The sequence below is a fragment of the Marinomonas lutimaris genome (genome assembly GCF_019426345.1).
GTDB lineage: Bacteria > Pseudomonadota > Gammaproteobacteria > Pseudomonadales > Marinomonadaceae > Marinomonas > Marinomonas lutimaris.
In genome coordinates this window covers 199812-221718 of sequence record NZ_JAHLLW010000003.1, presented here as the reverse complement: position 1 = coordinate 221718, position 21907 = coordinate 199812, and the positions used below count along the sequence as shown (strand labels likewise).

General features: G+C 39.6%; 21 protein-coding genes. 12 read left to right on the top strand and 9 right to left on the bottom strand.

What is annotated here, in order from left to right; translation table 11 throughout:
* Positions 1-8: 8 nt before the first annotated feature.
* The 4 genes from KPL72_RS06085 (at position 9) to KPL72_RS06070 (ending at position 4692) form a co-directional block, all read left to right on the top strand.
* Positions 9-707 carry a fimbrial biogenesis chaperone gene (locus tag KPL72_RS06085; RefSeq protein WP_219702185.1) on the top strand — a complete coding sequence of 233 codons (699 nt, stop codon included), beginning with the start codon at positions 9-11 and terminating at the stop codon, positions 705-707.
* A gap of 77 nt (positions 708-784) precedes the next feature.
* On the top strand, positions 785-1435 hold the full coding sequence (locus KPL72_RS06080) for a fimbrial biogenesis chaperone (RefSeq protein ID WP_249422116.1): 651 nt from the start codon (positions 785-787) through the stop codon (positions 1433-1435).
* A 106-nt stretch (positions 1436-1541) separates the two neighbouring features.
* Positions 1542-3851, top strand: a complete 2310-nt coding sequence (locus KPL72_RS06075; protein WP_249422115.1) for a fimbria/pilus outer membrane usher protein — start codon at positions 1542-1544, stop codon at positions 3849-3851.
* The gene (locus KPL72_RS06070) at positions 3841-4692 is read left to right on the top strand and encodes a hypothetical protein (RefSeq protein ID WP_219702182.1); all 852 of its coding nucleotides are present in this window, start codon (positions 3841-3843) and stop codon (positions 4690-4692) included. Before KPL72_RS06075 ends, KPL72_RS06070 begins: the two co-directional genes overlap by 11 nt.
* Here the strand turns inward: KPL72_RS06070 and KPL72_RS06065 are convergent.
* Positions 4682-5272: a LuxR C-terminal-related transcriptional regulator gene (locus KPL72_RS06065; protein WP_219702181.1), complete on the bottom strand. Its 591-nt coding sequence runs from the start codon at positions 5270-5272 to the stop codon at positions 4682-4684. The two genes, KPL72_RS06070 and KPL72_RS06065, sit on opposite strands and share 11 nt — an antisense overlap.
* A 380-nt stretch (positions 5273-5652) precedes the next feature.
* Between KPL72_RS06065 and KPL72_RS06060 the strand changes: the two genes are divergently transcribed.
* The gene (locus tag KPL72_RS06060) at positions 5653-6621 is read left to right on the top strand and encodes a DnaJ C-terminal domain-containing protein (protein ID WP_219702180.1); all 969 of its coding nucleotides are present in this window, start codon (positions 5653-5655) and stop codon (positions 6619-6621) included.
* Between the two features lie 3 nt (positions 6622-6624).
* On the top strand, positions 6625-6960 hold the full coding sequence (locus KPL72_RS06055; RefSeq protein WP_212916096.1) for a chaperone modulator CbpM: 336 nt from the start codon (positions 6625-6627) through the stop codon (positions 6958-6960).
* Positions 6961-7023: 63 nt separating this feature from the next.
* On the opposite strand, the gene KPL72_RS06050 is transcribed toward KPL72_RS06055, so the two are convergent.
* The 6 genes from KPL72_RS06050 to KPL72_RS06025 all read right to left on the bottom strand — a co-directional run bounded on the left by KPL72_RS06050 (position 7024) and on the right by KPL72_RS06025 (position 13605).
* A complete protein-coding gene (locus KPL72_RS06050; protein ID WP_219702179.1) occupies positions 7024-7677 on the bottom strand; it encodes an HAD family hydrolase in 654 nt (217 codons plus the stop codon).
* Between the two features lie 31 nt (positions 7678-7708).
* The gene (locus KPL72_RS06045) at positions 7709-8629 is read right to left on the bottom strand and encodes an EamA family transporter (RefSeq protein WP_219702178.1); all 921 of its coding nucleotides are present in this window, start codon (positions 8627-8629) and stop codon (positions 7709-7711) included.
* Between the two features lie 13 nt (positions 8630-8642).
* Positions 8643-10388, bottom strand: coding sequence for a putative 2-aminoethylphosphonate ABC transporter permease subunit (locus tag KPL72_RS06040; RefSeq protein WP_219702177.1), 1746 nt, complete (start codon positions 10386-10388; stop codon positions 8643-8645).
* Positions 10388-11464, bottom strand: coding sequence for a putative 2-aminoethylphosphonate ABC transporter ATP-binding protein (locus tag KPL72_RS06035; RefSeq protein ID WP_219702176.1), 1077 nt, complete (start codon positions 11462-11464; stop codon positions 10388-10390). The genes KPL72_RS06040 and KPL72_RS06035 overlap by 1 nt, the downstream gene beginning before the upstream one ends.
* Before the next feature lie 141 nt (positions 11465-11605).
* The gene (locus KPL72_RS06030) at positions 11606-12634 is read right to left on the bottom strand and encodes a putative 2-aminoethylphosphonate ABC transporter substrate-binding protein (RefSeq protein ID WP_219702175.1); all 1029 of its coding nucleotides are present in this window, start codon (positions 12632-12634) and stop codon (positions 11606-11608) included.
* Positions 12635-12885: 251 nt separating this feature from the next.
* Positions 12886-13605 carry a UTRA domain-containing protein gene (locus tag KPL72_RS06025; RefSeq protein WP_219702174.1) on the bottom strand — a complete coding sequence of 240 codons (720 nt, stop codon included), beginning with the start codon at positions 13603-13605 and terminating at the stop codon, positions 12886-12888.
* Between the two features lie 261 nt (positions 13606-13866).
* On the opposite strand from KPL72_RS06025, the gene KPL72_RS06020 reads away from it, so the two are divergent.
* Both KPL72_RS06020 and KPL72_RS06015 read left to right on the top strand, forming a co-directional pair.
* A complete protein-coding gene (locus KPL72_RS06020) occupies positions 13867-15513 on the top strand; it encodes a GGDEF domain-containing protein (RefSeq protein WP_219702173.1) in 1647 nt (548 codons plus the stop codon).
* 292 nt (positions 15514-15805) lie between these two features.
* The gene (locus tag KPL72_RS06015; RefSeq protein WP_249411604.1) at positions 15806-16594 is read left to right on the top strand and encodes a nucleoside-specific channel-forming Tsx family protein; all 789 of its coding nucleotides are present in this window, start codon (positions 15806-15808) and stop codon (positions 16592-16594) included.
* A 102-nt stretch (positions 16595-16696) separates the two neighbouring features.
* Here KPL72_RS06015 and zntR read toward each other — a convergent pair whose 3' ends face one another.
* The gene (gene zntR / locus KPL72_RS06010) at positions 16697-17131 is read right to left on the bottom strand and encodes a Zn(2+)-responsive transcriptional regulator (RefSeq protein WP_212916077.1); all 435 of its coding nucleotides are present in this window, start codon (positions 17129-17131) and stop codon (positions 16697-16699) included.
* A gap of 183 nt (positions 17132-17314) precedes the next feature.
* Here zntR and KPL72_RS06005 point away from each other — a divergent pair, with 183 nt between their 5' ends.
* The 3 genes from KPL72_RS06005 to trhA all read left to right on the top strand — a co-directional run bounded on the left by KPL72_RS06005 (position 17315) and on the right by trhA (position 20069).
* A complete protein-coding gene (locus KPL72_RS06005; RefSeq protein WP_219702172.1) occupies positions 17315-18079 on the top strand; it encodes an undecaprenyl-diphosphate phosphatase in 765 nt (254 codons plus the stop codon).
* Between the two features lie 126 nt (positions 18080-18205).
* On the top strand, positions 18206-19303 hold the full coding sequence (locus tag KPL72_RS06000; protein WP_219702171.1) for an amidohydrolase family protein: 1098 nt from the start codon (positions 18206-18208) through the stop codon (positions 19301-19303).
* A gap of 106 nt (positions 19304-19409) precedes the next feature.
* On the top strand, positions 19410-20069 hold the full coding sequence (gene trhA / locus KPL72_RS05995) for a PAQR family membrane homeostasis protein TrhA (RefSeq protein WP_212916074.1): 660 nt from the start codon (positions 19410-19412) through the stop codon (positions 20067-20069).
* Position 20070: 1 nt separating this feature from the next.
* Here the strand turns inward: trhA and KPL72_RS05990 are convergent, their stop codons facing one another.
* Positions 20071-20505: a helix-turn-helix domain-containing protein gene (locus KPL72_RS05990; RefSeq protein WP_212916073.1), complete on the bottom strand. Its 435-nt coding sequence runs from the start codon at positions 20503-20505 to the stop codon at positions 20071-20073.
* Positions 20506-20667: 162 nt separating this feature from the next.
* Here KPL72_RS05990 and KPL72_RS05985 point away from each other — a divergent pair, with 162 nt between their 5' ends.
* Positions 20668-21822: an EAL domain-containing protein gene (locus KPL72_RS05985; RefSeq protein ID WP_219702170.1), complete on the top strand. Its 1155-nt coding sequence runs from the start codon at positions 20668-20670 to the stop codon at positions 21820-21822.
* Positions 21823-21907: the final 85 nt, after the last annotated feature.

Sequence of the window (21907 nt, the reverse complement as noted above, 5' to 3'; positions counted from 1 at the left end):
AAAAGATTATGCGATATATTATATTTTTTCTTTTTATTTTTAGTTCTCTTCCTATATTCGCTTTTCAGGTACAGCCTATGGTATCTGAAATACAACCTACAGGAAGTCAGTCTCAGCAAACTATACGTGTTTTGAATAATTCAGATAAATCTTTAACAGTAGAGATATTTGCACTAGATTTATTAGTGAATAAAAATGGAAAAGAAGAACTTCGTCCAAATGAGGATGATTTCTTGATTATACCTTTGACAACTATTATTCCACCAGGAAAGACTCAGTCTGTAATTATAAGGTACATAGGAGAGCCAGTTTTATCAGAGTCTAAGTCTTATCGAATTGCGATCAACCAAGTTACCGTTGACCTTGGTGAAATAGATGGATCAGGTATAGGTATGGCGCTTAGCTTTAAAACATTACTTAATGTTGTCCCAAATAATGCCAAATCTAATTTAGTAATAAAAAATAAAGAGCAAGTAGATAAAGAAACATGGAGTGTATTCTTAGAAAATAAAGGCAATAAATTTATTCGTCTTTCTCAGGCGAAATGGATAGTTAAAAATAAAGGTCAAGTTTATAAGTTGGAGGGGCAAGATTTAAGTCGAGCATTAGATGGGAAGTTTTTGTTACCAAATTCTAGTCGTAAGGTATTTATAAAAATTCCTTCGAAATTTAATGCGAAAAAAAGTGATCTGGAAGTGATCTTATAATGTGTAATTTTATAAAGGTTTTTCTATTTATATCTTTATCCATGATATCACCCATTTATGCTATAGAAGTTGCTCCAATGGTAATTACATTTTCACCATTTGAAACATCACAAATTCCTTCTAGCACAATATACAACGATCTTTCTAGAGATGTGGCATTTGAAATTCAAGTTTATGAAGTTAGATTTGACCCTTTAGGTCTATCTGAGCCGAGTCTCATACCTTTGGACGATTCTCCTTTATGGGTTTTTCCTCCGCTATTATATTTGAAATCAGGTAAAAATCAGCGGATTCAATTTCGTTGGTTGGGCGAGGCTGTTCCTAAAACTGATAAAACATATCAAGTCAGTTTGATCGAGCAATCGGTAAAAAATGAACCAGAAGAAAAGCAATCAAAGCTAACTGTTTTGCTCAATATTAATCTCATTGTGCATATTGATCAATTACAGATGCTTCCAAATCTGAGTATTGAAAATATTACTTTAGATCAGGACTCTATAGTAGCAAAAGTCGTTAATAATGGCGATGGAGCCTCTCGGTTAAGTGATTATGATATGTCAATATTTTATAATGGAGTGAAAAGAGAGATCTATTATAAAGATCAATTAAAATCACAAGGTTACGATGTTTTTTTTCCTCCTTTAAGCTCAGCTTTTATTAGGGTCCCTCTTGGTTTTTTTGTTGATAATTCAAATTCGAAAAAATTGCATATAGAGTTATTTAAATAAAATGCGACATTTGATTTTTGTGTGTTTTTTAGTGCTTATTACGTTGCCTGCATACTCAAAAATCAATCCAACAAAACGTAATATTGAATTAAGTGTGGAGGCTGAGATGAATAAAAACTCTATTGGAAGATTAACACTAACAGTCACGCCTGCAGATAGTCTACTACTGTATTGGGATGAGGTTGAACCAATTTTCGAACGCTTTTTGTACTCGGAAAACCTCTTAGTAATATCTAAAAATGTTCAGAATCAATTAATTTCTACAAAAGAGCTCGAAATCTATGGATTAGCCTTTGTTTTTGATTTGAGCGATTTTAGTCTAGAAATTTCTGTTCCATCTAACTTAATAAAACCACAATTTTTAAGTCTTAAATCTAATGCAAGGCCGCTTGATCCGTTACATGAGTCTGATTTTAGTGGCTATATGAATGTGTATTCAAGCTATTTTTATCAAGATGGTTTTTCTTCTACTGGAAATAATGAACAGTCAGCCATTCGTACCGAAATGGTTGTGAATATCAAAAAATGGGTTTTAGAAAATGAAGCTGAATATGATTCTGAAAAAAGTGAAAATGGCCCAATTTTTAAAAGATTAGGCACTCGTTTAGTTCATGATATTCCTGACAGTGGGTTGAGAGTAACACTAGGGGATAAAAATACAACAGGTAGTTATTTTCAATCCTCATCAAGTATTTTAGGTGTCGCCTTGTCTCATAATTACTCTCTTGTTTCAGATGATGTTGTTCGTCCAAGTGCTTCAAGAAGTTTTACTTTAGATAATCCATCATCAGTTGAGGTTATTTTAGATGATCAAGTAATACAACGGTTGAATTTAGAGTCTGGAATATACCTTCTAGATGATATTCCAATTAAAGAAGGTAATAACAATATTATTTTAAGAATTAAGGATAATGTAGGTAAGGTTAGTATCATTAATTTTGATGTGACCACAGGACTAAATTTATTTGCTGAAGGTGATTTGAAATATGAACTTTTTTTTGGTGTCCCTTCAGTAGTAAGCGAAGAAAAAAAATATAACTATGACAATCCTCTTATAAGTGGCTATCTTGATTATGGAATCACGACTGCATGGACCGCTGGAATTAATGCCCAAACAGATGAATACGTACAACAAATTGGATTCAAAAATATTGTAGCGACAACTGTTGGTCAGTTTGCATTTGAAAATTCATGGAGTATTAGTGATGAGCTAAATGGTAGTGCTTATCGAATTGTATTTAACACTTTTACCGATCCAAGCATTGAGCATAGAAATTTTAGTGTGGGTTATGAACATGCTAGTCAGGATTATTTGTCATTAGGTTATAGACCTGACCAAAACAACGACTTTCACCGCCGAGAACATATTTTTCAAGCAAACTATAGTTATTTTAATACCCCTAACTTTCAAACTTATTTATTTGTTAATGCTTCTACAACATATGGAGAAGAAGGTGTGGATAAAACGATAGGTGCTAGTTTTTCCCACGATTTTGATAATGGTCAATGGCGATATAGTTTTGGCGGACAATGGGAGGAAAATAGTGGCAAAGAGGGGTGGCGGGCAAAACTCTCTTTATTATATAAATTCTCAAATACTCAAAGTGCAAGACTTTCTCAACAATCTGGCGGAAAAAAAACACGTCTAGAATTCTCGCAAGACAGTAATCGTCGTTATGTGGATTCATTCAATTATCGCGTAGGAGCGGAAAAGAATGATCAAGATGAAGCCGAATTTGATTTGTATACGCAATATAATGCGAATCGTTTTTTAGCCAGTGTTGATCACTCTAGTTCCTATGAGGAACTTAATTCGCAATCAGCCGACCATCAAACCCGTTTGAGTTTTTCTTCTAGTATTGCTTTTGCCAATGGCGATTGGGCGGTAGGTAAACCTATATATGATAGCTTTGCTTTGGTTAAAGCTCACTCAAGCCTCGAAAGTAAAAAGATTACTTTAGGAAAATATAACAATCAGTACCGAGCAAGTAATGAAGATTTTTCCACTATATTGCTAAATGATATTAATTCATACAGCCGCTCAACGGTAAGTGTTGATGTGGATGACTTGGCTCCAGGATACGATATTGGGTCTGGTGTTATTTCTTTTTATCCATCTTACCGAAGTGGACATCAAGTCGTAATAGGTACGGAAGCGAATATTTCTGTTATTGCAACTTTGCTTGATGAGCAAGATGTGCCTTTCGCTTTACAAGTTGGAACTGCTGTCTGTACTACTGATAGTAAAAAAACTGAAAAAGACTTTTTCACCAACAAGAAAGGCAAATTTGCTTTAATTGGTCTTATGCCATGCCAGTATGAGATTACATTAAATAATGAAAAACAGTCTAAATTTTTGATTGATGTTATTGCAAATGAACAGTTACAAAGAAAAGGAACCATTCATGTGCATTAATAAAGTAAGACTTGTCGTTAATTGTGTATTTTTATTGATAATACCTCAATATGTTTTTGCTCAATGTGATGCAAAAATTGGTGAAATAAGGCATCTCTATGATGATTTTGAAAGTTATTATTCGTCCCAAAAAAATCCGGCAAGAAAAGAAATTCGTGTAAATCTAACTAATGATAACGCCTGCAATGCTTACATGTTGTTATCAACAGAGAATCAATCTCAACTGAAAGGGCAATTTCAATCTATTCGTTATCAAATTAGAAATGATAGTCAAAAATTGATCTTACCGTTTAATACACGATTTACATTTATTGATTCTGCTACTAATATCAACTTACTCATTCCAGTCGGTACAATAGTTAGAGCAGGGAAATACCAAGATAAATTAGTTTTAAAATTGTTTGATGGTAATGATACTTTATTGGATGAGAAATATTTAGAAATTCAAGAGGATATACCAGCTAGAGCAAGTCTATCAATTCTTGGTTATAACACAGGTAGTAGTAATGTCTATCTAGGGGAGTTAATACCAAATAAAGAATATAATATGCTGCCAACTTTTAAAGTAATAACAAACACAGATGTTAAGTTATATATTTCTTCAGAAAATAGAGGAGAGTTAAGACATCGTATTTATAAATCAAAATATACTATTGGTTACTTTCTTAGTCTAGATGGTGGGTTAGTGAACCTAAAACAAGATTATAATCGAGTGTTTTCATATAATGGAAGAAATGATTTTTTAATGGAATTAAGGATCAGGCTGGATGATTTTAGAAATCAAGCGGCTGGAGAATACACTGATGTTCTTAGATTTCAAATAAGTCCTCTTAACTACTAAGTTTATTAAAGTTAAATTTACACCATAGCCTAGCTTGCTGTTTATTTTTCACTTCAATTTTTTGATATATTTTATGCAAGTGAACTCTGACAGTAGCTTCGCTTATAAAGAGACTATCAGCAATGGCTGTGCATTCTAGTCCTGAATATAGCAGCTCTAATACTTTTATTTCTTTTCGGGTTAAATTATTCGTTCGTAATGTTGTATGTTGTTCTTCTTCGAGCATTTGCCGAGTCCAGCAATCTGTTACTGGCCTTGGGAACCACAATTCACCTTGTTCAATTGCTTTAAAACCTTGTTCAAAAAGTGTTTCTTCAGCACTCTCAAAGAATATACCCTTCAAATTAGGCCACGATTTTAATTCTGAAAAATCTGCATTTTTTGGGACATCAAATATAACAAGTCCTTTCTGTCCATTCTGCTGCATAAATTGATTTAAAAACTCATAGTTAGTAATAACATTTAATGTTTTGTAATTTACAAGTAATAAATTGTAACCAACCGCTTCGTAGAGTAGTGGGCTTTGCTTTTGGTCATCTAAATAGTTGATATGCTTATTTATTTTCATTTCAAGATCCATGGTTTATCTACCTTTAGAGTATTTTAATAGCATTATTTAATATATGCTTATTTGTTGATCAGTTCAATCAGTATTTTTATTGATAATTCTTTTCTGATATTCAAAAAATAGATAGGTGTGTAGTAATTTTTATATGGATTTTATCTATTTGAGTTAACGTTAATTTTAATGTGTTATTTATAATTAATGTGATTTCAATTAAGTTGTAATAAATAACAATATAGTTATTTCGATACTTCCATATTACTCTTTTAGGTATCCGTGAGATTTTCTTCTCATTTTCTAGATCTATATCATATTTGTATGAAATTCAAACAGCTATCACGGTGGAAAGGCCTATGATGCTAGAAGAGTGAATACACTGATGGAAGTGATGCAGTATGGAGTTTAAAGATTATTATAAGATTCTGGGTGTTGCTGAAAATGCCGATGCTTCCGCAATAAAAGCGAGCTACCGAAAGCTCGCTAGAAAATATCATCCTGATGTCAGCAAAGAAGCCAACGCTGAGCAGCAATTCAAAGAGGTAGGTGAAGCCTATACAGTTTTAAAAGACCCAGAAAAGCGCGCTGAGTACGATGTATTGCGTAAGCAAGGCTCTCGTCGAGCAGATGGCGGCTTTCAGCCACCGCCTGATTGGCAATCTGCTCATGCGGGTCAAAGGTCACATAGTCAAAGTAGTAACGCTGATTATAGTGATTTTTTTGATTCTATTTTTGGGGCGAGCAGCGGCGGATTTCGTCACGCGGATGATTTTCAGCGTTCGGCCAATCAACGAGGGCGCGATATACATCATAAAATTGCTTTGTTTTTGGAAGAAGCACATCTTGGCTGTCAACGACAGTTATCTTTGCGAGTGTCCGAGCCAGATCAAAATGGCTTTATAAGGCAGCGGGATAAAACCCTAAATGTGAAGATTCCTGCTGGTGTTATACAGGGACAACATATTCGTTTGGCCGGACAAGGCGAAGCGGGTGTTGGTGGTGGAAAAGCTGGGGATTTGTTACTCGAGATTGAATTCGCACCGCATCCTTACTTTGCGGTTGATGGAAAGAATATTTTACTAACTTTACCCATTACCTGTTGGGAAGCAGCTTTGGGAACCAGTGTAGAAGCACCAACGCTTAGCGGTAAAGTGAAGTTAAAAATTCCGAAAGGCGCGAGTAGTGGTAATAAACTTCGCATAAAAGGTAAGGGCTTGGTTGGTAAAGCAAGTGAAGTCTCTGGTGATCAGATCGTAACTTTACAAATTAGCTTGCCAAACGTGCACAGCAGTGAAGCCGAAGCGCTTTATCAACAATTAGCTGAGTGTGAGTCTGAATTTAACCCACGCCACGTTTTTGAGAGGTAGAAGGTGTCTAAGTCAGAGATAGTAATAATCGAATCTCAACATGAACATATGTTATTCACTCTTGAAGAGATTTGCGAGCGATGTGGTACGCACGTTGACATCATAATCGAAATGATCGAATACGGTATTGTGGAACCGGTCGAACCAATTGAGCAACCAACGGAATCTGTTTGGTACTTTGATAGTCATGCGTTAGTTCGACTGCAGCGAGCACAACGCTTGATGAATGGTTTGGAGTTGAATTTATCTGGTGTGGCATTGAGCCTTGAGCTGATGGATGAAATAGATCTATTGCAAAAGCATATTGACGTATTAAAGAATCAGCTGCCTTCCGATTGATAAGTAGAACCAGATCAAAAATAACGCTATTTTTGATCTGGTTCTACGCTATTGGACTATTTTCTAACGCAAGCTCATCACTTTCCAGCTACGTTCGTTAGCGGTTTTTTCTAGGATCTGATCTGGGTCCACGGCAATAGGGAAGCGTGCTTTTTCTAACAGTGGCAAATCATTGTGAGAGTCGCTATAAAAATAGGTGTCGTCCATAGTGTGACCGTTTGCTTTGGCCCATTGTTGTGCTCGGATAACTTTGCCTTCACGGAAGGTCGGTGTGCCAACCAGCTTGCCTGTGATGAAGCCTTCTTTGTATTCGATGTCCACACCTAGCGCATGTTTTACGCCAAGATAAGCGGCTATAGGGGCGACTAAGTGTGTGCCCGTGGCGGAGATAATGATGAGTTCGTCGCCTGCTTTTTTGTGCTGTTCGAGCAGGACGAAGGCTTTCGGTAATGCCATGCCTTTGACGACTTTGTTGATGAACTCGTCGATGAATGCAGCGCGTTGTGTTTCGTCCAAAGTAAATAATGGCGATAAGGTGTAATGCATGTACTCGTCTAACTTGAGCGTGCCGGCATCGTAGTCTTCCATGTAGGCTAGGTTGACGGTGAGAAAGTCGTCAGGAGTAGGCAGGGCGCTCGCTACCATGTATTCAGAAAATGCTTGAGCGGTATCGCCAGCGACAAGGGTGTTATCAAGATCGAAAAAGGCCAGTGCCATGGTTGTTCCTTATAGTAAAACAGATAAAAAATTAGCCTAATGCCACAGCAATAAGGCCAATAAAAGTAATGAAAACTCCAACAACTTTAGGAAGCCTGAGCGATTCACCAAGGCCAATGACGGCAAGAAGCACACCCAAAGGAATGCTTAGTTGGCGAAAGGCGACCACATAGCTGACATTAGTTACAAACGCCATACTTAGGATCACTAATGAATAGGTTCCCAACATCAAGGCGCCGGTTAGTAAGCCCACACGCCATTGTTTGATAAACATCTGGCGAAAGGTTAAACGTTGCTTTTGTGTGGACAAAATAAACCAGACCATCCAAATAACTGCGAAAGCACTTTGCAACGCCACATAAACCAGAGACACCTGCCAAGGGCTAGCTAATGGTGTTCCCGAGGCGTCGCTTAAGTCGCGCATTAGTTCTGTTGCATGGCTATCGACAAGGGAATAGCCGGCTGTCGCAAAAGCGGCCAGTAGGGCAAAAGCTGTGGTGCGGTTTTGATAGTTCGCTAGTTTGAAATCTCTAAAGCTTGTCAATGGAATGAATAAACAGCCGACAACAATCATTACAATGCCGATGACTGCTTGTGAGGAAATCGTACTTTGTTGGCCTAATAATGTGCTGGAAATCGCGACAATGATTAATGGCGAAGAGCGAGCAATAGGGTAGGCGATAGACATATCGCCAGCTCGATAAGCTTCTGCTAAGCCCCACAAATAGATCGATTGAAAAAAGCCAGTCGCAAGTAACAAAATTAAAATTTTGCTATTAAAAGCCTTAATCAAATCCCACTGCCAGAAAACAAATGGCGAGAAAAATACCGCACCCGCCACCATGGTTAAGAAGAAAAAGCCCAGAGTCGGACTTGTCTTTTTACCAAAGAAATTCCATCCAGCGTGCATAAAGGTGGAAATTAAAACCAGCACAATGGCGGTGATTGTCATCGATCAATTGCTCCTAGCGTGTGCGCCAATGCTGTGTATGTTTGAGGACCACATTGCCTAGCAACCAATGAATAAGGCGAGCAACCATGCAAGTCAGCATGATCATCACCGCCATGGCGGCCGCAGGAGCAATATCGCCGGCGTCATCCATGTTTAATACCGCGACAGACGCCAAGTTGGTGTCGTAGGAGTACAAAAATACCACAGCAGAAACCGTTGTCATCGCATTCACAAATAAGTAACTGGCGATGTCTAATACAGCCGGCATACAGACGGGTAAAGACACGCGCCAGAAGGTCAATATCTGTGGAACTTTAAGTGAGGCCGAGACGGATTCAAATTCTGGGTCAATCTGCTTCAACGCTGTGGTTGCCGTAAGATGGCACACAGTATAAAAGTGGCTGATGGTACAGACGACGAGAATCGCCATGGTGCCATAAATTCCGTTGAGCGGATTGTCGGGGGCGTTAAAAAAGAAAATATAGGCCAAGCCTAAGACCAATCCAGGTACAGCCAATGGCAGGATTGCGAATAAATGGAAGAACCATTTTAATAGCTTGAAGCCCGCTAATTTAGCGACTAAATAGGATTGGAAGAAGATAAATCCGGTACCAATAACCGCCGTATAAAGACCTAATTGGATCGAGTTCCAATAAGAGTCCCAACCACCGCCATCCATAAGATCAAAATTGTAGTTCTTAAAGGATAAAGAGAGGTTGTAAGGCCAAAACGTGACCAAAGAGGCGTATATCGCCATGGCAATCACGCCCAAAATAATGCTCGATACCAAAATCATTAAGGCGAAAAAAGCCTTGTCAATAATGCTGCGAACAGGCGGCGTCCAAGGTACTGCTTTCGATGTTAATAATGCAGATTGACGGCGCTGTAACCAACGGTCTGTTATGAAGGTCAAAATCGCTGGCAATAAAAGAATCACACTGACAGCCGCGCCCATTTCAAAGTTTTGCTGACCGATAACTTGTTTGTAAATGTCTGTCGCGAGCACATTAAACTGCCCACCGATAACTTTTGGTACGCCAAAATCTGTGATCACTAATGTAAACACCACAAAGGCGACGCTGATAATGCCATATTTAGCCGCAGGTAAAGTCACCGTGAAAAAGGTGCGCATAGGCGATGCGCCGAGCGCTTCGGCGGATTCATACAATCGTGCATCTGTATTTGCTAGTGCGGTTAGCATGATCATTAAGGCGTGAGGGAAAGTCCAGAAACATGAGCCGATAACTATACCAATTGGGCCGTAAATGCTTTCGCCCATTAAGACTTCTTTCAAAATACCTTGATTGCCAAATAGATACACCAAGCTGATAGCTGGCAACAAAGATGGCGCCAAAATCGGTAAGACCAAGACAATGCGAAAAAAGCCTTTTAATGGAATGCGAGTGCGACTGATGGCGTAAGCGGTTAAAAACGCTAAGCTGGTGACGATCACCATAGACAACAGGGCAATGAATAAAGAGTTGCTGACTGAGCTATACAAACTTGGTGTATCGATAAATTTTGCGAAGTTGGCTAAGCCAATAAACTCTCCCTCTCTATTTTCCACGCTTTTTGATAGCAAAGAATACAGAGGTAAGACTACGCAAATAAACAGAGCTAGTACGCCAATGATTAAAATGCCACCCAATGACCATTCATCTAGGCTGCGGCGTTGATGCTGATGAGAAAAGTATTTCTTAGCAGAGTACCAAGGTTGCTCTTTCGCTATGGTGCTAGATTGTTGTGTTACTGAATGCATTATGCAGCGCCTCCAAAAATATGCAGACGATCATGGGGGAACTGACACACGATATTTTGCCCAAGGACTAAATTGAGGCGAGACATTTCGTTCATGGAAATATCGGCAATAATTGGACGTTCATGGTCCTCTAACTTCAATGAGGAACGAACCCTAGAGCCCAAAAATTCTAAGTTTAGTACTCGAGCATTAAGGATATTGCCTGCTGAATTATCAGCTTGAAAGCGCACATCCTCTGGGCGAATCGCTAGTTGCGCGGCCTGACCAATAGGTAATGTTGATGAAGAATCGCAATGCAGTGTTAAGTTGCCAGACTGCATCTGACCTACGCCGCTAACTTTAGCGCTTAAGAAATTCATTTCACCAACAAACTCGGCCACGAAAGGTGATATTGGATTGGCATAAATCTCTTGCGGTGTGCCGATTTGTTCGATCACACCTTGGTTCATCACGACGATTTGATCCGCCATGGTTAAGGCTTCTTCTTGGTCGTGAGTTACCATGATGGTGGTCACGCCAAGCTTTTCTTGAAGCTGTTTGATTTCTTGGCGCAAGTGGGCGCGAACCCGTGCATCCAGTGCAGATAATGGCTCATCGAGTAATAACAAACCTGGTGATGTGGCTAGAGCGCGAGCTAAGGCGACACGTTGCTGCTGTCCACCTGATAGTTGCGCTGGATACTTCCCTTCGCTACCAGACAGGCCAACGGTTGCCAATAATTCTGTTACACGAGCGCGTCGTTCGTTGGTAGATACTTTTTGGGATATTAAACCATAAGCAATATTGTCCGCGACGCTTAAATTCGGAAACAGGGCATAAGATTGAAAGACAATACCAAAGTCTCGGTGGTTAACTGGAGCGTGAGTGATGTCGCGTCCAGCTTGAAAAATACGTCCTGACGTCGGTGTATCCAATCCCGCCACTATGCGTAATAAGCTGGTTTTACCACAGCCAGAAGGTCCAAGAAAACAGACAAATTCTCCTTCGGCAATGTTCAATGACACGTTTTTTAACGCTTGGTGTGTGCCAAACATTTGATCAATATTATGCAATTCCAAGTAGGTTTGGTTGGACATGATAGGTCCTCTTTCAGTCGTGAGCGTTTAATTAATCAAGATGGATGCTTGCTCTGAAATAAAACAATTGAACCACGATGTTCACGCGGTTCAATTGACGATGATCGCAGGGGAAAAGAGATTCTTACGATCATAATTTTCTTATTTCGGTTCGCTTTTGCTGTCGTAGCGAGTTTGCCATTGGGTCAGAATCGCATCGCGGTTTTTGGCAGACCATTCAAAGTCGTTATCGATCATCAAAGACTCTGCATCCTCTGGGAAGTAATCAATAGGCTTAGCAATGCCTGGCATGGCAACAACAGCATAGCCTTCGCTGTACATTTCATTGGCCTTTTTAGAAATCGTCCAATCGACAAGTTTTCTTGCTGCTTCGAGCTTTTTAGTACCTTTGATAATAGAGGTTGCTTCCATGTCCCAGCCTAGGCCTTCTGTTGGAAAGACTATGTCCAACGGCGCACCTTGTTTTTTCGATTTTGCGGCACGAAAGGCAAAAGAAATACCGATTGGAATTTCACCAGATGCCGCTAATTTACAAGGTTTAGAGCCGGAGTGGGTATAGCGACTAACGTTGCTGTGTAATGCATCCATGTAATCCCAGCCTTTGTCCTCTCCGAACATTTGCAACCAGCTGCTTACGTCAAGGAAACCTGTGCCAGATGAGTTAGGGTTAGGCATGATGATGTGATCTTTGTAAACAGGCTTAGTCAGATCTTGCCAAGATGTTGGTTTAGGCAAACCTAGTTTTTCTGCTTCTACTGTGTTGAAGCAGATTGCCGCCATCCAAGCATCCATTCCGACCCAAACGGGTTCTTTGTAGAGGTCTTTGAATTTAGGCGAAATTTTATCGTAGCCATTAGGTTTGTAGGTTTCTAGAATGCCGTCATTTTTCAATAGCATTAGGCTGGTGGCCGCAAGTCCCCAAACTACATCAGCTTGAGGGTTGTCTTTCTCTGCCAACAATTTAGCCGTGATGATGCCAGTAGAATCGCGCACCCAGTTGATTTTGATGTCTGGGTTGTCTTCGTTAAAGCGTGCCGCGTATTTTTTAAGATCTTCTGCTTCAATAGCGGTGTAGACCGTTAATTCGGTTTTCGCTGCATGTGCAGAAATGGAAACCAATGCGATACCAGCCGTGGCGGCAAGACGTTTAAAAAGGGCTCTCTGTGTCATCTTCACTTCTCCATCGTTTGTATTGAATGAGAGGTGATGAATATTTTGGTGAGCAGAGACATGACCCTTTGCACCAAAAAAGCATCAACTCGTTAATCTGGTCTATACCAGATTTGTTAATGCAAAATAGCAGCCAAAAATGTCATTTATATGACAAGGAGGAAACTAAGAGAGAGAAAAGTTGGCAGATTTATCAGATAAACTGGTGTTTTTTTTGTCGATAGGAAAAGCAAAAGCTGAGTGAAAAGTGATTAATCACGAATAGATATATTAATAGTGACAGCATCATGTCGCCAAAATTCGTAATCTATTTCAAGTACTTGCTTGTTATTCTCATCGTTGGTTAGGTAATTTATTCGCTCGATATGAAGGCCAGGTTGGCCAGCTGAAATCCCCAAATCGTTTGCCGCGTGAGCAGGAAGAGAGGTGGACTTAAAAAATAAATCCATATTGTGATATTCAAGCTGATATTTATTTTTCAATAGCTGACTTAATGATTGAGTTAGGTCTTCGTTTTCAATGCCAGGTAATAGTGCAATATTAATGTACATTTTCTCGATCAATACTGGGCGTTGATCAATATAACGTCGGCGATGCAAGAACAGCACTGGCGTTTTTTCTGGAATTCCCATCAGAGTGGCAATATGGGCGTTTGCTGGTTCTAATTGTTGAGCCAGTTTTTGTGTAGATGGCTGACAGCCTTGCTCAGATACATACAAGTTGAAACTAAGGTAACTGGCTGGGTCGTATACCACAGCAGGAGGCGTGACAAACCAGCCACGCCTATTTTGTCGATAGATGAGGCCTTCGGCCTCTAGGTTTTGCAGTGCTTGACGTACCGTGATGCGAGTTAGTTTAAATTGCTCGCCTATCTCTCTTTCAGAAGGGAGCTTTGAACCTGCTAGTAAGGCTTTATTTGCAATCAATTCACTAAAGTAACGTTGTATTTGTTGATAATGGCTGCTGGACATGGAGTGCCTGAAAATAAAGAGAGTGAAAAATTTATCTCAATATACTCCTTTTTGTTTTTGACTCAAAAATCAAAAATGAATTTCAGTACTTTTTGAATTAATGAGCTAACCAATTGAGTTAAAACTGAGCAGTATGATGGAAAAGTGTTCAATTTTGATGCGTTAAACTTTTTTGATTATGCATGTAAAGTGCAAGCAGAGGCATGTTATCATGCCTAAAATACGCAGTTTACTTTTTACCTAATGACAGGTTTACACGCTATGCTAAGAGGTTTCAATACTTTTAGAAAACGCATTACTCTCTTGTCTGGAGGCTTACTGCTCTCCCTAAGCTTGGTGCTTGTTACCTCTTTTTATCAACTGGCTTCTACTCGTCTATCCGAGGCCAGTGGTGAGTCTTTAGTAAATATTAGCCAATCTATTTCTAATATATTGTCAGCAAATCTTATGGAACGTGAGCGTGAGATTCTTCTGCTAAGTAAGCGCTCTTCTTTGTATGCTAACCAAGACTTAAGCGAATTACAGCACGACATAGATCAAATTAAGAACTCATATAAGAATTATGCTTGGATCGGCTTTGCTAATCTTGATGGCTTGGTGCTAGCGTCAAGCAATGGTGTTTTGAAGGGGGCTGATGTCAGTCAGCGGCCTTGGTTTATTCATGGTCGTACAGGTCCTTTTGTTGGTGATGTACATAAGGCTTTATTGCTCGAAAAATTACTTCCTAAACCGAAAGATGGCGCACCAATTCGATTTGTCGATTTTGCGGCTCCAGTAATAGGGGAAAATGGTGCGCTTAAAGGTGTGGTAGCGACGCATGCTGACTGGAGCTGGGTTCGAGAGGTTTTATTGTCTTCATTGGCTGAAGCGTCAAGGCAGAAAGGTATCGACATCTTTATTATTGATAAAGAGCACAATATTTTATATCCAGATAATCATCTTAGTGATTTTAGGGTACCAGAAGTATTACCAAGTAATGGCCAATTTAAAACATTGATGTGGCAAGATGATAAAGAGTATCTGACCAGTTTAGTATCTGTGCGATCTCCTGAGTCAACAAATCTAGGGTGGAAAATTGTGGTGCGTCAGCCATTGTCTATTGCTATGTCTGTCGTTAATGAAGTTCATAAGTTGTTGCTTTTTTTAGGTGTGTTTTCAACCTTACTTTGTATGCTGCTGGCTTATCAATTTGCTGGCACATTAAGTCGTCCGATAGAGCGTCTGGCTCAAACTGCAAAAAGCATTCAACAAGGTAATCGTCATCTTACTTTCCAAGATGATAGTCAGTTAAATGAAATTACTAGTTTAAGTCGCTCTTTACAGGAAATGATGTCTTCATTATTGGATAGAGAGCAATCTTTATTAAAAATGAACCTGACTCTAGAAGAAAAAGTACGCACCAGAACCGCTGAGTTGGAGGCGATTGTTAGGCAAGATTCGCTTACTAATAGCTTCAATCGCTTGGCTTTAGATGAGGCGTTATTAAAACAGTTTGCCTCTGCTCAAGCATCCGATAGTACGTTTTCTATCATCATGGTAGATGCAGATCACTTTAAAAAAGTGAATGATCAATATGGACATACTGTGGGTGATACTGTGCTTAAGAAAACGGCCAAATTACTTGCTAATAGAGTTGCAGATAAAGGCATGGTTGCACGGTTTGGTGGTGAAGAGTTTACTATCTTATTGCCAACAATATCTGCTCAGGAAGCCCTGAATATTGCCGAAGTACTGCGCCAAGAACTTGAAACGGAAGAAATGAGTGCTGGATTGTATATTACTGCGAGCTTTGGCGTGGCTATGTATAACGTAGAAGATCGTCATCATGAGCAGGTACTTAATCGCGCGGATTCAGCCCTTTATAAAGCGAAAGAGCAAGGTCGAAATAGAGTCATTGTTAGCGACTAGTGTGTTAGAGGTTCTTGATATGCCGCGCACTAATGTTGGGCGTAGAAATGTGTGAGATATTTGTATATTCGCTACTTTTTTGCTGTTAAGCCTGCTCTTTCTGGTTTTTCGTTATATTCCCTTTTGGTGCAATAAATCCCTCAATTTATCCATTTCTGTGCAATTTAATTTAATTTAAATATAGTTTTAAATTAAATTGCGTCTCCTTAAAAAAACTGTAATATGCATGTTTCTGACCATTTGGTCACATTTCATTCACATTAATCACACAGTATTGATTGAGGGGAAACTGATGCGTAAAGCACTTTTGGGTCTTTCTACTTTGGTTCTTGCTAGCACAGGGTTTGCTGCAGATTATTCCGATGACATTCATAAAAACGATTATTCTTGGCGTCAGTTCAATATGATGTATACCTTTGATGAGCTTCCTGGCGAGTCGAGTCATGATTACCTTGAGCTAGAATTTGGCGGCCGTTCTGGCATCGTTGATCTATATGGATACCTTGATGTATTCAATGTGACATCTACCGACGCCAATGATAAATCTGATAGCGATAAGATGTTTCTTAAGTTAGCACCGCGTTTCTCATTAGATGGTATGACAGGTAAAGATCTGTCATTTGGTGCGGTGCAAGAGCTTTATGTATCGACTCTATTTAGCTTAGATGGCGGTCAAAACGGTACTAACAATTCCTTTATTGGTTTGGGTGCAGACGTCGATATGCCTTGGTTGGGTAAAGTCGGTATGAACCTGTATGCTTTGTACGATCAGAGTTTTGGCAACAGAAATGGTTGGAATGGCTATCAGTTTTCCGCAAACTGGTTTAAACCTATTATGAATTTTGAAAATGGTTCATTCTTAGCGTATCAAGGCTATGTAGATTATCAGTTTGGTATGGACAGTGATTATGTGACATCTACTGATGGTGGCGCGACGTTCCAAGGTTTGTATTGGCACTCTAAGCGTTATGCATTGGGCTACGGTCTGAAAATATTCAAAGATGTTTATGGTATTGATGATACTCCAGGATTTAAATCTTCAGGGTTCTCTCACTACATCTCGGCGACTTATAAGTTCTAAAATTTATAGGCCCTAAAAAGCAAGCGTTTCCCTCAAAAAATCCAGCCATCTGTTTCTGATGGTTGGGTTTTTTTGCTAAATATGTTTGTTTTTTTGAATGTTCTAATCGTGGTGGTGCTCATGGCGAACATCGTTTGTATTAGATTCTAGCGCTTCGAGTATGGTGCAATGCTCGGCACTTTCTTCTCCGCCGCAACAAGCATCAGATAGGCGTTTGAGTGAGGTTTGAAAACGAGTAAGTTCTGCAAGTTTCCTTTCGACATCTGAGAGTTTGGTGTCGACAAGTTCTTTAACGTCAGCGCAGGCGTTGTTAGCTTTATTGACTTCAATAGAAAGCAACTCGCGAATTTCAGCAAGAGTGAATCCGACCCCTTTTGCGCGCAAGATAAATAGCAAAATGTCTTTGTCTTTTTCTGTGTAAAGACGATAGCCAGACTCAGATCGACTTGAAGGGCTGAGTAGGGCGTTTTTTTCGTAAAAGCGCAATGTGTCATTGTTGATGTTGCATGCTTTTGCCAGTTCACCAATGCGATACATGTTTATTTCTCCTCCGTTCAATTCCTTAGTATAAACCTTAGATATAGATCCTAGGTCAAGATTTCTTGTTGATCATTTTTTATTTTTCTTTCACCTAAAATGTTTTACATTGCTGGCGCAGTTTTTTATGCACTCGATTGTATCGTGTTGTTAGTTGTCGTAAATAGTGGAAGGTAGGTTGTAATGGATGTATTTCATAGTGTCATTCTCGGATTGGTAGAGGGAGCGACAGAGTTTTTACCTATCTCTTCAACTGGGCATTTGATTGTTGTGAGTCAATGGCTTGGAATGGAACAAACAGAAGGCAATAAAGCGTTTGAAGTGATAATCCAGCTGGCGGCAATTTTGGCGGTTGTAGCGAACTATAAAGAGCGTTTTACGTTTAAGCATTTTCGTTTATGGTGCCAAGTGTTTGTGGCTTTTTTACCTGTTGCCATAGTTGGTTTTTTGTTTCGTCATCAAATAAAAGCTATGTTTTCGGTGTCTGTTGTGGCGACAATGTTTATTGTCGGCGGTGTGATTTTTTTACTTACCGAGAGGTGGATCAAACATAAGTCTCCTAGCGTTGAAAGTTTAGAAGATCTGACTTTTAAGCAGGCCTTATGGGTTGGGATTGCGCAAATATTTGCTCTGATTCCGGGTACAAGCCGTGCTGGCTCAACCATTGTTGGTGCTGTGTTAGTGGGCTTAAGCCGAAAGGCCAGTGCGGAGTTTTCCTTCTTATTGGCCTTGCCAGTGATGATGGCGGCTTCGGGTTATGATTTGCTTTCTAATTATAAAGAGTTCTCGGGTGAGCAGTGGATGCCTTTGGCAATCGGTTTTGTGGTGGCCTTTCTAAGTGCTTTTGTAGTAATGAAGTTATTTATGGTGTTTTTGCAGCGGTTTACTTTTGTCGCCTTTGGTTGGTATCGCATTGTGTTTGGTGGGCTTTTGTTGTTCTTAGCATAACCAATGAGCCCTTCGCAGGGCTGAACTCATGATTTACATTGAATAGTGGTTTACACATAGGGAGGGATGTTTTGTAATGTTCCTTTCTGTTTACCTCATTTAATGTATTTTAGTGGGATGTTTGTCATGCGTTGTTGTTTTCCTTTCGCCATTTTGGCTTCTTTGTTAGCGAGTGGTTGTGCTTCTTCTGATAACACGCCAGCAAATCGTACTTTGGATTCCTTTAAAGGTGTGTCTGCTTGTTATGATCGAGAGATCGAGCCTTATACCTCCGTTGTGGATACGCATTTACATTATCGACCTTTTGATGGTCGGGCGATTCCTTTTAATGAGGTGAATGAGTATTTGTCTCGTACAACGGTGCGTTTTGCCAATGTTTATGGCATTGGACAGATGTTACCCGCTAATTCTTCCTGTTCTAATTACCAGAAATGTCCTGGTACACCTGTATCACCTACGACGCGGAACGATTTCGCGAATGCCGCGAACATGCTGAAATATAAGCCAGATGATCTTCATCTTACCTTGTCGATGACTTTTACTGATTTATCTAATCCTGAGCCAACGGTTGAGTTGATGGAACTTTATGAAAAGAAGTATCCAGGTTTGTTTCATTGGATGGGCGAAGTGAATTTGGTTAAGCAGGCTCAATTTAATAATCGTCATAAGCCTGCAACGCCAAAAGACATTACTAAATGGGCGGATTTTATGGCGGAATTAAGGGCCAGAGATTACCCAATCACGATTCACTCAGATATAGGTAATGATATATCTCCGACCTTGTATTTGCCTTTAATGGAGCAGGCGTTAGCACTTTACCCAGATAATAAAATTGTCTGGGCTCACATGGGGTTGTCTTATGAGCAAACATCTATGAAGGCATCAGATCATATTGCGATCTTGTCGCGTTTGTTAGATCAGTATCCTAATTTGATGTTAGATATTTCATGGCGCATTTTGGAGGATTATTATTTTAGTAAGTCTGCCTATCGTCCTCAATACGTTGCTTTTATGAATCAATACTCTGAACGTATTTTGCCCGGGTCTGATTTTGTCGCCTTTAGAGGCAATAGCTTTAAGGTGTACGAGCAGGAGCTAGAAGTGACGAGTCGGATTCATCAATACCTCGATGATAATGCCTTTCGCAATATTGCTTTGGGGGAAAATTACTTTAGGTTGTTAAATCTTGATTATCATGCTCCGCAGATATGTACCAAGTCATGACATTCGATATGTTCTTGCAGTTTGCATAGTTTATTCGCTGTCTTACATTGTTAAATCGCTCCACTTGTTCCATGCTTTTATACAGTACATTTAGGAGTACTTGAGTATGGGAAAGTTTATTTCGGCAGCACACAATCGAGGACAATCATTAGGTGAAGAAGTGGCAAATAGTATCAGTCACGGCTTGGGGCTGGTGGCTGCGATTGTTGGTACACCATTTCTTATTCTGAGCGCAATTGACTACGCTGATGTGAGTTTTGTCGTCGGGGTCAGTATTTTCTCCGGGACCATGATTTTATTGTATTTAGCTTCGACACTTTATCATGCAATGCCAAGAGGCAAGGCCAAATACGTATTTCGGGTGATTGACCATTCCGCGGTATATTTGTTGATCGCGGGGACTTATACGCCTTTTATGTTGGGAGTGTTAGAGGGCGCATGGGGTTGGTCTTTGTTAGCGGCAGTTTGGACGTTAGCTCTTATTGGCGTCGGTCTTAAAGCGTTTGGTAAGGCTTCACATCCAGCAATTTCTACCACACTATATGTCGTATTGGGTTGGCTGATTCTTATTGTGATTAAACCGTTAGTTTCACTAATGGAACCAAACGGCTTGCTACTGCTGGTGTTAGGTGGTGTGCTTTACACGCTTGGTGTGGTGTTTTTTGTAATTGATTCACGCTTGCGCTATGGGCATTTGGTTTGGCATTTGTTTGTTGTGGGTGGGACGGTTTGCCATTATTTTTCAATTTTCTATTATGGCGCTTAGCTTAGGCTGAATTATTACTTTTATTATTTTTGCTTATGCCATCAGCGTCCAATTTCGTTTGCCATCTATGCAAGGCTTTAAGTTGCTCTATAAATAATGACTTATTATTTGGCGTTAGTTCGCTAAATAATTTTAGTACATTATGAGTGTCTGGATTGAGCAATAGATGGTCAATGCTTCCTTCGTTTTCTTCGTTCTCTTCTTGTCTTAAAAAATCAGAAATATCGTTTATCGGCTGCTCACTTGCAGCATATAGCACCGAAGGTTTTGTATCTAATGCTTTAGCCAATTTTAGTAACACTTTTTGTGAAGGTTGCCTTAAGCCTTTTTCAATACGTGAGACATTACTGGTAGCCATGTCAGCTTCCAGTGCAATCTGTTCTTGTGTCATCTTGCGCTGAATACGCAAAATTTTAATAACGTGGCCAATATTCATGGCAAGATTATCTGTTTAGTTTTGCCTATATGGCAAAACCTGTCAGGCAATTTGCTTGACACTATTTGCCATATAGGCAATATTGACGAACCTTTGTGTCTAAAAGACAAATAAGCAATGGTGATTTGTGTTAATAGAAGCATGCAGTAGAAGGATTTTTTTGTGAAAACGGATGGTTTGAATACTGGGCGCGATTGGCTGGAGTTACAAGAAACGAATAGTCGCTTTATTGTGTTAGACAGTAATGATCTGATTGTTTCTTGTAACGATAGAGTTAAACATGCTCAGTTCGACTTAAAAATGCACACAAACCTTCCATTAGATTGCTTCTGGTTAGATGCTGATCAACGCACATTTCATCTCAGTGAGTTCAAACAAATTGTCGGAAAAGAAATCAAACTTTTGTTTATGCCTAGTGATCGCGAGGCCTATAGAGTGAAAGTGATGGTTGAGGCATTTCAATTATTGGATCGGCCATATTACAGTCTGCTTATTCAAGATGATCAAACAGAATTTAGCTTTAATAATACACATCCTTCTTATCAAATGGCTCAGGTGTTAAGTGCTGACCTGAAGCATAATGTGTTAGAGCTGAACTACCAACCTCAGATCAATATTGTAGATAAAAGCCTTTATGGGGTTGAAGTCCTAGCAAGATGGACAAGTAAAGAGTTTGGTAGGGTTGCTCCAGATAATTTTGTTGCTCTTGCGGAAGAGTTTGGGCTTATCGCTGAATTAGATTTATGGGTGTTGCGTCAAGCCTGTAAACAATTGGCTATGTGGCGAGAGCAAAATATCCATGTTCCCATGATTGCCGTTAACTTCTCCCCACTTAGCTTTAGTTATCCTAGTCTAAAAAACGAGATTCAATCCATTTTGGACCAGAATGGCCTCTTAGCCACTTGTTTAGTGATGGAAGTGACGGAGAGTAAAAAAATAAAGCCATCAGACCCTTTTATTGATGCTGTTAACGAGCTTCACTCGATCGGCGTGACTATTTCATTAGATGATTTTGGTACAGGGTACTCAAATTTAAAAAGATTGCTAAAGTTTCCTGTGTCTCAGTTGAAGCTAGATAGGGTTTTTGTTGATGAATTACCAAACAAACTCTCTAAAGAGCTAAGTGAGGTGGTGTTATCTATTAGTAAGAAAATAAACGCGGTAGCGATAGCGGAAGGCGTAGAGACTCAGCTGCAATTGTCTTACTTAGCGGATATAGGTTATCGAGTCATCCAAGGGTATTTCTTCTCCCGTCCGTTATCTGCTTTGGAATTTGAAACTTGGCTTTTAAAGATGCCAATGCTTTTCAATAAGTAAAAATAACAAAAAATACAGCGACTATTACATTTTTGTGCTCTTTAAAAAGACCTGAGAATACAGCTTATGTTGTTTCTTTATGGTC

Bases quoted from the DNA above. Each gene is read 5' to 3' on its own strand.
- KPL72_RS06035 (WP_219702176.1), bottom strand. From the start codon at position 11,464: ATGTCCAACCAAACCTACTTGGAATTGCATAATATTGATCAAATGTTT.
- trhA (WP_212916074.1), top strand. From the start codon at position 19,410: ATGGGAAAGTTTATTTCGGCAGCACACAATCGAGGACAATCATTAGGT.
- KPL72_RS06085 (WP_219702185.1), top strand. From the start codon at position 9: ATGCGATATATTATATTTTTTCTTTTTATTTTTAGTTCTCTTCCTATA.
- KPL72_RS06045 (WP_219702178.1), bottom strand. From the start codon at position 8,629: ATGACAATCACCGCCATTGTGCTGGTTTTAATTTCCACCTTTATGCAC.
- KPL72_RS06060 (WP_219702180.1), top strand. From the start codon at position 5,653: ATGGAGTTTAAAGATTATTATAAGATTCTGGGTGTTGCTGAAAATGCC.
- KPL72_RS06080 (WP_249422116.1), top strand. From the start codon at position 785: ATGGTAATTACATTTTCACCATTTGAAACATCACAAATTCCTTCTAGC.
- KPL72_RS06075 (WP_249422115.1), top strand. From the start codon at position 1,542: ATGAATAAAAACTCTATTGGAAGATTAACACTAACAGTCACGCCTGCA.
- KPL72_RS06050 (WP_219702179.1), bottom strand. From the start codon at position 7,677: ATGGCACTGGCCTTTTTCGATCTTGATAACACCCTTGTCGCTGGCGAT.
- KPL72_RS06065 (WP_219702181.1), bottom strand. From the start codon at position 5,272: ATGGATCTTGAAATGAAAATAAATAAGCATATCAACTATTTAGATGAC.
- KPL72_RS06070 (WP_219702182.1), top strand. From the start codon at position 3,841: ATGTGCATTAATAAAGTAAGACTTGTCGTTAATTGTGTATTTTTATTG.
- KPL72_RS06005 (WP_219702172.1), top strand. From the start codon at position 17,315: ATGGATGTATTTCATAGTGTCATTCTCGGATTGGTAGAGGGAGCGACA.
- zntR (WP_212916077.1), bottom strand. From the start codon at position 17,131: ATGTATCGCATTGGTGAACTGGCAAAAGCATGCAACATCAACAATGAC.
- KPL72_RS06030 (WP_219702175.1), bottom strand. From the start codon at position 12,634: ATGACACAGAGAGCCCTTTTTAAACGTCTTGCCGCCACGGCTGGTATC.
- KPL72_RS06000 (WP_219702171.1), top strand. From the start codon at position 18,206: ATGCGTTGTTGTTTTCCTTTCGCCATTTTGGCTTCTTTGTTAGCGAGT.
- KPL72_RS06040 (WP_219702177.1), bottom strand. From the start codon at position 10,388: ATGCATTCAGTAACACAACAATCTAGCACCATAGCGAAAGAGCAACCT.
- KPL72_RS06015 (WP_249411604.1), top strand. From the start codon at position 15,806: ATGCGTAAAGCACTTTTGGGTCTTTCTACTTTGGTTCTTGCTAGCACA.
- KPL72_RS06025 (WP_219702174.1), bottom strand. From the start codon at position 13,605: ATGTCCAGCAGCCATTATCAACAAATACAACGTTACTTTAGTGAATTG.
- KPL72_RS05990 (WP_212916073.1), bottom strand. From the start codon at position 20,505: ATGAATATTGGCCACGTTATTAAAATTTTGCGTATTCAGCGCAAGATG.
- KPL72_RS06020 (WP_219702173.1), top strand. From the start codon at position 13,867: ATGCTAAGAGGTTTCAATACTTTTAGAAAACGCATTACTCTCTTGTCT.